Here is an 11,271-nt window from a genome sequence, read left to right as displayed (position 1 = left end):
CTAGCTTATGGAGTAAAAGTTACTTTTTCAGCACGGCAGGTAATGTTAGTGCTGAAACCATCCAGAAGTATATTGAAGACCCACATCATTACTAGGCGACTAAAGTCGCACGGGTCGCTTTTCCGCCTCGCTCTGAAGAGACGAGGCTACCAAGCTTCCCGCTATTTTCGGGTGTTGGTACACTACAATTTTTTACTGTGTCCAATCTTCTATTTGAATATTACCTATTTTTTCAAAATCGGCTATATTTGCTGTCACTAATATGTATCCTTTCGAGCTAGCTACAGCAGCTATTCGACAATCCTGAGTTCCAATACGTTTGGTTTTTGTAGATAAGGATTGATAAATTGCTTCTGCTTCGATAGTGTAAGGCAGGATTTGAAAGTAATGTAATGCGGAAAATAATTCTGCAAAATATCTATATGCATCCGTAACAGATGGTTTTTGTCTCATCCTTTGGATACTTGCCAAAGCTCCTTGTATGATTTCCTCAACAGTAATAATACTAATAAATATTAATTCCGGAGATGTGCTTAAAATACGCTCTGTTAATTGTGGAATATTACGTCTTTTATCCAGGTAGTTACTAACAATGCTGGTATCAAGTAGATACACTTAATTAAAACCTACAAATTATTGATTATCTAAAACTCTGTTGATTTCTTGTTTTTCTAGTTCTCGCAATTTCTGAATTTCCAAGAGCGTATCTTCCCAAAAATCACCTTCAAACTTACCAGCAAGCTTTGCCAGTGGATGTTCGGGAATTGGAGTTTTCTTATCTTTCTTTTTTGGTAGCTTGTTAGTTGTCATGGGAATTGCAATTGCTGTATATGCAAATATTATTTTATCGTAATTGCCACATATCTGAGATAGTGCGATCGCACTATTTCTCCTCCACTATCAGTGTAGAGTCAGCCGCACGCCCAAATTCTTCTGGTGTATATTGTAGATGCGCTTCCGCTCCAGGCCAGAGGAATTTACCGGGGGTAACGGAACGGACTAAGTAATGCAAGCTATAAACCCCTGGATCGAGGTGGTCGGCATAGGCGATAATGCGATCGCGATATATATTCCTAAATCCTAATTGCCAACTATCGGCTTTAGCTTGCAATGCGGCGGTTGTAGTTTGAAAACTGGCGTCTACTGCTTCTAATCCGGCTGGTAGAGGATCTGTAATTACTACATGCTCTACTGGATGGTCGGTAATAATTTCTACACCAATATCAAATACTTGTCCAGGTTTTAAGGTTAAGGGTTTATCAAAGGCGTAAAGTCCAAATTTTTGCAGAATGTTTTTCTCTTCGCCTAATTTTTGAATTTCTCTGCTGACTCTTAACCCGTTAAATTTACCTGGTTGGTTTCCTTGCAAGCGATAATTATAAGCCACTAGATAATGTAATTTACCTCTGCCGGATTTTTGTAAGATTAAATCGTGGCGATCGCGTGGTAATTTATCCATTGGGACATTAATCTGTAAGCTAGGATTGCTGTACCCTGCAAAGCGGTTTTCGCCTAATTTTTTACCCGCTAATTGTACGGAAGCCACAAAGTTTGGTGGTGTGGGTTGGAGTTGGCTATATTCTACTAAGGCTGTGAGTGCTTGCGCGTTGTTATAACTAGTTTGCCATGTTCCATCTCTTCTTTGAGCTAGCAAACTTTGAAATAATTTATCCACAACTTCTGGTTTAGCTTTATTCGCAATAAATAAACGTAAAGCTTGCGCTTGTGCTGTTGTTTGCGAACTCATCCATCCCCAACTATTAGGTATACTAATTACTGCTGTTCTACCAGTTTCATAGATACTTTTTTGTAACTGGTTGAAGATAATTTTGGCTTCGTCTTGCCATTCCGGGAATTGGGATAAGTACCGCGCTAATTTGATTTGATTAACTACATCAAAATTATTACGTTGTTGGTAAATATCTGCTAAAAAGCTATTGCGTTTATCGCCTAATTCTGCTAAGGCGATTAAGGTATTTAGTTGTAATTGAGTTTTACAGACTTGCTGTTTACAAAAGTCATATTGTCCGGGATTGGCGAGGACTTTTTGCAAGTAACCCTTGAGGCGAGACAGCATTGCGGAATTAATCGCACCGGGGAAGGCTTGATTGGCTTGGGCTAAGGATTCCGCCGCATAAGCAGATATCCAAGGATCTGATTTTTCTTGTTCTGGGTAGGAAGCAAAACCACCATCACCTATTTGCAGCTTTTGCAGTTGTTCTGTGGCTTGATTGGCTTGTTGATTAATATTGAATTCGGCAAATGTTTGTCCATATTTTTGGGATAAACTTTGCAAATTCGCTGCAATTGTTAACTGACTGGCTGCTGGTTCAGCGAAGGGTAATTCCTCATCGCCTAAAACTTGTTTGGCTGGTGCTGTAATTTCTGGAACTAAGGTACTCGCCAGTTGAATATCTAAACCTCCCGCGTTGGGGATGGTATTTTTATCTACATTTAAAGGTATCTTGATTTGCTTTTCGGTGATGCCAGTTTCTACAACTTGTTCGCTAATTTCTAGCGGCTTAATTTCTAATGGTAGTTCAAATGCATCGGCTGCATTATTTAACTGTGTGGTAAAGCGAACTTTCGCCTCTCCCACATCTTCCGCCAACATAGGGAAGCGATAAGCTTGGGTAGTGGTTTGTGCTTGGGTTTGTAAATTTGTGGAGGTGGGGTTATTCTCAGCAAATTTCACCGTACCGCTAATTTCGCCGTTAATTGAGAGGTTTCCACCGTTTCCCGTGTTATTGGTAACTGATAAACCTGCGAGTAGGCGATCGCCTGGACGGGCGAATTGTGGCAAAATGGCGTTAGTGAGTAATGGTTTAGTTGTGATAAAAGTGCGATCGCCATTGCCAAACCGCAAATTACCATCGGTAGCTACAGCCATGATTCGCCAGGTGGTTAAGTCATCGGGAAGTTTAAAGGTTATCTGTGCTTTCCCTGTGGCGTCGGTGAGTACAGCACCATTGTAATAGGCTAAGGCTTGAAAATCTGTGCGCACCCTGGTATTAGCTGCGCCGGAAGAAAAGCCACCGCCATAACCCCAGCCTTTGGGTTTGGGAATATCTTGGGGTTGAATGACGACATCGGGACGATTATCACTGAAGCGAGTTGCGATCGCTTGTTCGGCGTATACTGTATTTACTAAATCTGGTGGACGATAGCCAGATAGTTGCAATACAGCTTCATTCACCACCATGACTGTAATTTGTCCTGATGTGGGGTTACCTTGGTTATCCTTCAATTCTAATTGTACAGTTTCTTCTGCGCCAGGTTCTAGTGATGCTTGCAGTGGGTTAACTTGTACTGTTAAATATTTATCTTGCAAGTTGACTTTAAAAGGTGCAAAGCCAATTTTCACTAATTTATCTAAACTTCCCGGTTCTACTTCCTGAATTGGTTTACCTTGTCTGACTAATACAGCTTGTACTGCTGCATTAGGTAACATTTCTGGGGTAACTGTAAACTGAATTTGTGGTGCGCCTCCCTTGACTTTGGTAATTTGTTGAAAGAGAGGTTTGTCTTTAATGACTGCAAAATATAATTCTGCTTCTGGGTAGGGAGATTGAATTAATGCTGTTGCAGTTTCACCCGGTTTAAATTCTTTTTTATCTAGTTTAACTTCTAGCCTATCTTCATCTGGCGCACCCCAATAAACTTGATTATCTCCAGTTACCCAAATCTGTAAATCTGTGGCGCTGATTTCGTCTTTGGTATCGCTAAAATTTGCCCTAATTCTGTAAGAACCGGATGCTTTTGGCGTTAAAGTTACCGATTGGGGATTACTTGCAGATGTGACTTCTACTTGTCCGACTGTTTTATATTCAACTTGATTTTTTGGGGTGCGGCTACCTTCAACTACTTTGGTAACGCTACTATATTTTATCTCTTGTAATTCTAGCCGTAGTCGTTGACCTGTGAGCAATTTTCCGCTAGGGTCAGTAACAATGGTTTCAATATTAAATGGTTTCCCAGCATCAGCCACAAAATTACTTTTTAACCCAATCAACCGATTACTTGGTAAAGCGGTAAAACTTTGGGAATTCGCTACCGATAAATTAGAAACATCTGCGACTTGTACATCTACCCGGTATGTCATGGGGTAAGGTAAATCTTTCGCTACCGTGAAACTTTGTTCGCTTTTCCCATTCGCATCGAGTGTAGCAGTAGTTTGTAAAACATCGCTAGTGACATTCGGACTTTCTTCCGGCCAAAACCATTGTCTACCAAAACTAAATTCTTCCCAACCTTTAGGGATAAAATTAGCTTGTTGGCGCGTCACAAAATATTTGGCTTCGCCTCCTTGTACAGGCGCACCAAATAAATAATTACTAGCAGCTTTCGCCGCAACAGTATCGCCAATATAAGCAAATTCTTTATCTAATTTCAGTTCAACTTTAAAATTAGGCGGTTTAAATTCAGCAACGCGGAATTCTCCAGAAATTGCTTGCCCAGATTTCCCCTTCGCCTCGACTGTATAATAGCCTAAGCGTTGAGTTTTACTAATTGGTAATTCTAAAGAGAATGTCCCAAATTCATTAGTACTTTTTGTGCCTAAATTCGTTCTTTGTCCATCAGGATCGACTAAAGTTACTTGGTAAGCAGCATTTTTATCTTGCTGAATAGTGCCATTTTGTAAATAATCGGCGAAACCAGTTAACCAAGCTTTTTCACCTGGCTGATATAATTGTCTATCAGAGAAGATAATTCCCCGCGATTCTGGTTTACCATCTTGCCAACCTGCATCAATACCATAACCATATACGCCGCTATATTCTTCGGTTCTCGTAAATGCCCAATCTTGATTTTCACGGGCAATTATTAATAATTCTGGTGCTTTTACTAATCTTTGACTACCAGGAAAACATTGCTGTAAATCTGCAAGTTTAATAGTTAAATTTCCCCTATCATCTGTTTTCCCAGTTGCACAAGGTGAAACTGGCGAACGAGATTTTGTATTTAATTTTGATTGATAAATTTCTACAGATGCAGCTTTTACAGGCGCACCATCACTTAAATTATGAACGCGAATTAAACCAGAATCAGGAAACCATTGAGAAAATACACCTAAATTGGTTAATTGTACTAAGCCGTAAGTTGTAGGTTCCCGCCACAATTCTTTACCATTTTCTTGATATTTATTAGTCCTGGCTTGCACGCCATAGGCTAACATTCCTGTAGGTGCAGAGAGTTTTTCTCGCAGAGGTACATTAATATCAACGGATTGGTTATTCTTTCTCGCTACAGAGAAACTTTGCCAATCACCAGGTTTAGGTAATAAATTACTCGCGTAATTATCGTAAACTAAATCTGTTGGCTGGACTACTTTATAAGCAGCTTTGTATTTCGCCTCTGGTAAATTTATTGTATTGATATTTAACTGTAAATCTTTACCAGCAGGGAAAATATTTAAATCAGCAGGAAGCCAAATATCTCCAGCTACATCGCCAGTGTCATAATTAACGGTGACTGGTTTACCTAAGGTTTGTCCAAATTTATCTTTAAGATTTCCCCCGACAGTAATTGTATAACTCGTTGCTGGCGCTAAGGCATAGGGATTGATATTAATTACTCTATCTTCATCGTTAACTTGGATGAGTCGAGGAATATCTTTTGGTGTCGGGGTAATGGTGATATTTTCTTTAGCAGAATCTGGAAGGATAATGTTATTAAATTCTAATTGCGGACTACCTTTAACAAATCTCCCGTAGGTTCCCCCGGCGTCTGGTTGTCCGTAATAATTAATTTTTTGTAATGCTAATGGTGAATAGGTAGTTAATTTAGTCGCGAATTCTTTTTCGCTAGCTAAATTACCATAAGCAGGACGAATTCCCGGCGCAAAAGTTAGACGATAACGAGTAGCTGTGGTGAGATTTTGTTGGGGAATCAGTTTGTAAACCCAATTAATTTGTGACGGCTCGAATTTTTCTAAAGGATCTTCGGTTTCTTGGGGTTTATCTTCTTTAACTAGTTCTACTTTAAAGCTAATCCTTTCTGTTTTCCCTTCGGGAATTAGCTGTAAATTTTTGGCGACGGAATTAACATCTAATTCCACATTCGAGGTAAATTCTAATTTAGGCTGTAAATCAATTGGTTGATCGTCAGCCTTTTCCATTGGGTTGACGCCTGGTAAATTCGTCAATTTAATCGGTTCTGTATTAAAAGTCCAAGCTAAATCTTGATTTAAACGATGTTTTTTTAAGTCAGATAAGCCAGATTTCAGCGTTACTTGAAATCTTGTGGCTTGAGGTAAGGCTTTATCGGCTTGAAAACCCACCATACGCGGCGTTAAAAAGCGAAATCTTCCGGGGATGGGTGGGGTGAGTTCAAATTTTTGCAGTAAATTTTGCTGTTCTGGACTATCGAGGCTTTCAACGGGAATTAATGCTTCTTTAAACCTGATGCGAATTTGATTGAGAGGTTTCGCATCGCCAACGGGACTAATTTGTTCAATCCAATCTGGTAATTTAGGCTGTGCGAGAGGCGCAACTGTTGGTAGGGGTTCTTTTCCTGAATTAATCCCGAAAAAGTTACACCCTGCTATTCCTAGCATTAAGGTGAGGGTAAGTAGAAATTTAATTAAAATTTTAATAATCATATTTAATATAGATATCTCTTGTCTTGGCGTGAGATTATTCTATAGATAACCAATGAGAGGGGATTGTTCCTAGTAATAAGTACAATTCTTAATGATGGGATGAGGTTTTTAAACGAACCGCGAAGACGCGAAGGACACGAAGAGAAGAGTGATGAACCGCAGAGGCGCTGAGGACACAGAGAGGAGGAATAGGAGGAAATTATATTAAGAAGTATTGTTTTCTTGGAGATGATAATTGGGGGAATAAATACCAATGACAAATGACTAATGACAACTGACAAATCAGTTGTAAATTGTTAGTAATATTTCCCGATTAAAGTGCGATCGCTACGTCAAAATTAAAGTAACTTTGACAGGGTAGAGCATTCGCTGATGCAAGTAACTTCACGCAGGCTAATCCAAATTACGCAAAAGTTTTGGCGACGGTTAAATCACAGTCGCCGGGGGAAGGTTATTCTAGCTTTGCTGCTGATGTGCTTGGCGGTGCGCTTAATGCCCTATTTTGCACCGATTCGCGCTACAGATATTCAACAAAATCAGCTAGCGTTGCAATTTAGCGATCGCAATGGGTTACCTTTAGGAACTTTACTGACTCGCGACCAAGAGCATACTGCTGTAGTCCCATTAAATCAGGTTTCGCCTCAGTTTATTCAGGCAATTTTGGCGGCGGAAGATAGCAGTTTCTATCATCATGGGGCGTTGGATTTAAAAGCAATCGCCCGCGCGATTAAGGAAGCGATTCATGCGAAAAGAATTGTCTCTGGCGCTTCGACGGTGACAATGCAGTTAGCGCGGATGTTAGATCCAGTTCCCCGCAATCTTTCTGGTAAACTGCAAGAAATTTGGTTAGCTTGGCGGTTAGCTGCGGGGATGAATAAGGATGAAATTCTCGCAGCTTATATTAATCGGTTACCAATGGGGGGAAATATCTACGGTGTGGAAGCAGCAGCTCGTACTTATTTTTCTATCCCCGCTCAAGATTTAAATGTTGCTCAGGCTAGTCTATTAGCTGCTATTCCTAATAATCCCACATATTTTGACCCGTTAGCCCATTGGCAACGGTTAAAGCAGCGTCAGAAATATGTTCTCAATCGAATGGTAGAGGATGGTTATATTAATTCTGCGTTAGCTGAACGCGCCTATACAGAAAAGGTAGTATTTCAATCGCGTCAACGGGGAATTATTGCTGCACCTCACTTTTTATTTTGGTTAGCCAGTCAGCAAAGTACCCCAGAAGGGGAAGGACAAATTCGCACTACAATAGATAGACCTTTACAGCAATTTGTAGAAGCACAGGTACAGCAAGTACTTGCTTCTTTATCGGCGAATAATGTCCATGATGCAGCCGCTTTGGTAATAGATAACCGCACTGGGGAAGTTTTAGCTTATGTGGGTTCGCCCAATTATTTTGATGAAGCAAAACTCGGACGTAATGATGGCGTACAGGCGCTACGTCAACCCGGTTCTACCCTGAAGCCGTTTGTTTATGAGTTGGCGCTAGCCAAAGGTGTAATTCGCCCGAATGCAATTTTGGCAGATGTGCCGGCACATTACGCGATTCCCGGTGCGAAACTTTATAGCCCTACAGATTATACTCAAAAGTTTCAAGGCCCGGTGCGGGTGCGGGTGGCGTTGGCGAATTCTTTGAATATTCCCGCAGTTAGGGTGTTAGAAAAGGTAGGCGTACCCGCTTTTTTAGAACATCTGCGTCAATTGGGTTTTGAACATCTCAATCAAACCCCGGAATATTATGGTTTAGGTTTGACTTTGGGTAGTGGAGAAGTCAGTCTGTGGGAATTAGCCAAGGCTTATGTGACGATGGCGCGACAAGGTGAAACTGCTTCACTAGTGAGTACAATATCCCAAACATCAAACAGCAAACCCCAAACGCCAAACCCCAACCCAATAACATGGCAATTAATTATTGATATGTTGAGTGATAATCATGCCCGCGCTACAGCTTTTGGTGTAGATTCTGTATTACATTTACCTTTCCCCACAGCAGTTAAAACTGGTACTTCTTCCAATTTCCGCGATACTTGGACGGTAGGATTCACAACAGATTACACTGTCGCTACTTGGGTAGGCAATTTCACAGGGGAACCGATGCGCCAAGTATCAGGAGTAACTGGGGCTGCGCCTTTGTGGAATCGCATTATGTTACATTTGCACGAACATCACGAACCAGAAAATTTCCCTTCACCTCAAGGTTTAGTGCAATTACCCATCTGCGCCATTTCTGGGTTAAAACCTACACCAGATTGTGCTTCCGTGGTGCAGGAATATTTTTATCCAGCAGACAAAATCGCCTATGAGAACCCACAACCAGGCGGTTTATCGGCAGAATATGATGAATGGTTAGCTAAACAGCAACCAGCAACTTTTAATACTAGCAATTTGCGGATTATATCTCCGAATAATGGCGATTTATTTTTGCTGTATCCAGGAGAACAAACAAGCCAAAAACTAGAGTTTAAGCTAATAGGAAAGACGGCTGAAGCTGTAGAGTGGCGGTTAAATGGGGAAAAGCTTGCTATGGATACAGCAAAGTCTTTATTTTGGCAGATTCGTCCTGGTAACTGGACATTAGAAGTGAAAAGTAAAAATAGTAGCGATCGCGTCAGCTTTCAAGTACAGTTATCCAAAAGCAAATCCACAAGACGAGGTTTTTCAATTGTGAATTCTCAAGTAAATCATAGCAGCCCATAAGTGTTATTGCGGAAGCTATCACCCACTGCTGAAATGAAAATACTGGATGACATTGATACCAATTGTCAAAAATGCGACAGCAAATATAATTCAGAAAATCCTTGCTGTATCGGATTTTGTTGATTGTACATTGGTATTAATTCTTAAGCAGTTGTTAACTGAGTCTTATATCTGACCTAATATCTACCCTAATACAGTCAATAATTGAAGAGATTGCTATTCCCGTAGGAATACTGAAAAAAATAAGATATTTCTTGCGAAATTTGCACTTTTCAATTTGATGTTATACATTAGTGCTGAAGTTTTCAATAAGGTTTAAATAGCCATGACAAACACCACGAATTCTCCCACCCAAGACAGTAAATCTACGAAGAAAAAACAGTCTTTCCCCAAGACAGATATTGGTTCGCCAAGAGTTCCCCTAAAAAAACGTCCGGTAAAACAACAGCATGAGTTACTCAGCGATTGGGAACACGCGAGTTAATCTCCTCATGGAAATTCCTAATTAAACAGTTGATCCGCAGTTGTCATGCGAGGACAATTATATTGATCGAATCTCTCGATATTCACCAAAGCATTGCGATATAGAATCTTCTCTATCTTTTAGCAGTACGAAAGATCCTTACTAGGCTTATTGTCAGACGTTACTCAGAATTCTTTCTCAACCCAAATTCAGGTATTTGATTCTGCTGAACTACAGCCCATAATATCGCTACCGCTTCACTTGCGATTCAATTGCCATCAACTGTACTCTCTGTACAGATACAGTAATCTTTCAGCAAATAACAGTTTTGTCCAGCACAGATGTATCAGAGTGGGAATGTTGATTTTAAATAGCAGGGGCACCAGCCATAATCATCAGTACTACTAGTACCATCATCAATAGCGAAATTTTGACGATTAGGTAATTGCTGAAGTCGGCTACTAAAGTATCGTGATACATAATTACCTCTCTTGGTGTGTCTCCATCAGACCAAAAACATTGAGGTGATAGGGAAACCAAGGTTACTTGTTAGCCTTGGTTTCTCTTTAAACTTATTTTCTCTCAATTATCGCTAGGTTCAAGAGTAAGTAAACTTTAAGTAACATTTTTTATCTTTGTGAAATTATTGGTTTTTGTCATTTGTCATTTGTCATTGGTCATTTGTAATGGTTTATGACAAAACAAAGCCTGCAAAAGCAGGCTGCAACTTAAACTTGTTGGTAGAATTCACCTAAGATTGCAGAAGCCTTGAGCATTAAAAGTTGGAACGAGAAGAACTGACAACATCGCGGTTGCTATATGCGGTGTCGTCATCTCTGCGGCTTTTACGACCGAATAAACCAAATAAACCGAGTAAACCCAGCAAACCCCAATCACCATCAGCATAGTTACCATCGGTCAAAGGACGGTCTGTTGTGGTGGTGGTATCTGTTGCTGTACCATCATTAGTAGTGGTTTGAGCAGAAGCTGGTAAAACTGTAGGCGCGATCGCTAAACTCAATGCTAATACAGTAGTCCCGACAATTTTGGATACACCAATGCGTTTCATAATTCAGTCCCCACTGAAATTTCTGTAAGCAATAGTCACAGTTTATGAAGTTATCCAGCAACTAAAATCACTCGTTAGCCGGAGATGCATCTCTTCTATAAGTCGCATTTGTGTCAGTTGTCAGTTTTCAGAAGGCAAAAGTATTTTGGCAGAGGGCAAAATATGTGCTTATTTAATCAGGACGTTGTATTTCTTGTTTCATATAGCCGTAAATAAATTTAGTAGGGGCGGGTTCACAGATATCCTCAAATATCCATGATGATTCTCAATAAACCCGCCCCTATTTGTGACTCGTACAGAGGGCAAAATATAGTTTCTCCCTTCTAACTTGAAAATCAAACTTTGGCTAAAACCCAACAAGAGTATGTGGCTGAAGTCGTTGGATGGCGACAGCCAAAATTCAAACATTGATTAAGGGGTTTAAATTGC

The 11,271-nt window shown here is 40.3% G+C and carries 7 protein-coding genes; 3 read left to right on the top strand and 4 right to left on the bottom strand.

Going from position 1 to position 11,271, the window contains the following annotated elements; translation table 11 throughout:
• Window positions 1-95: transposase (locus tag H6G08_RS36095; RefSeq protein WP_190552004.1), on the top strand; the 95-nt coding region annotated here is incomplete at its 5' end.
• 97 nt (window positions 96-192) lie between these two features.
• Here H6G08_RS36095 and H6G08_RS36090 read toward each other — a convergent pair.
• The 3 genes from H6G08_RS36090 to H6G08_RS36080 form a co-directional block, all read right to left on the bottom strand.
• Window positions 193-615, bottom strand: a complete 423-nt coding sequence (locus H6G08_RS36090; RefSeq protein ID WP_096642052.1) for a type II toxin-antitoxin system VapC family toxin — start codon at window positions 613-615, stop codon at window positions 193-195.
• An 18-nt stretch (window positions 616-633) separates the two neighbouring features.
• Entirely contained in the window at window positions 634-810 is a 177-nt protein-coding gene (locus tag H6G08_RS36085) for a hypothetical protein (RefSeq protein WP_190552002.1), read from the bottom strand.
• A 73-nt stretch (window positions 811-883) separates the two neighbouring features.
• Complete coding sequence (locus tag H6G08_RS36080) at window positions 884-6,601, bottom strand: alpha-2-macroglobulin family protein (protein WP_190552000.1); 5,718 nt, start codon at window positions 6,599-6,601, stop codon at window positions 884-886.
• Window positions 6,602-6,973: 372 nt separating this feature from the next.
• Between H6G08_RS36080 and pbpC the strand changes: the two genes are divergently transcribed.
• Entirely contained in the window at window positions 6,974-9,310 is a 2,337-nt protein-coding gene (gene pbpC / locus H6G08_RS36075) for a penicillin-binding protein 1C (protein ID WP_190551998.1), read from the top strand.
• Window positions 9,311-9,635: 325 nt separating this feature from the next.
• Window positions 9,636-9,794: a hypothetical protein gene (locus H6G08_RS36070; protein WP_190551996.1), complete on the top strand. Its 159-nt coding sequence runs from the start codon at window positions 9,636-9,638 to the stop codon at window positions 9,792-9,794.
• A 754-nt stretch (window positions 9,795-10,548) separates the two neighbouring features.
• Here H6G08_RS36070 and H6G08_RS36065 read toward each other — a convergent pair.
• The gene (locus H6G08_RS36065; protein WP_096642050.1) at window positions 10,549-10,842 is read right to left on the bottom strand and encodes a WGxxGxxG family protein; all 294 of its coding nucleotides are present in this window, start codon (window positions 10,840-10,842) and stop codon (window positions 10,549-10,551) included.
• Between the last annotated feature and the right edge of the window lie 429 nt (window positions 10,843-11,271).

Origin of the sequence: Calothrix anomala FACHB-343 (assembly GCF_014696435.1) — a bacterium.
GTDB classification, from domain to species: Bacteria; Cyanobacteriota; Cyanobacteriia; order Cyanobacteriales; family Nostocaceae; genus Aulosira; species Aulosira anomala_A.
The sequence above is the reverse complement of the archived record's forward strand: the minus strand, read 5'-3'. Positions and strand labels throughout refer to the sequence as shown.

Coding starts and splice junctions, on each gene's coding strand:
- pbpC (WP_190551998.1), top strand. CDS start 6,974: ATGCAAGTAACTTCACGCAGGCTAATCCAAATTACGCAAAAGTTTTGG.
- H6G08_RS36065 (WP_096642050.1), bottom strand. CDS start 10,842: ATGAAACGCATTGGTGTATCCAAAATTGTCGGGACTACTGTATTAGCA.
- H6G08_RS36085 (WP_190552002.1), bottom strand. CDS start 810: ATGACAACTAACAAGCTACCAAAAAAGAAAGATAAGAAAACTCCAATT.
- H6G08_RS36070 (WP_190551996.1), top strand. CDS start 9,636: ATGACAAACACCACGAATTCTCCCACCCAAGACAGTAAATCTACGAAG.
- H6G08_RS36080 (WP_190552000.1), bottom strand. CDS start 6,601: ATGATTATTAAAATTTTAATTAAATTTCTACTTACCCTCACCTTAATG.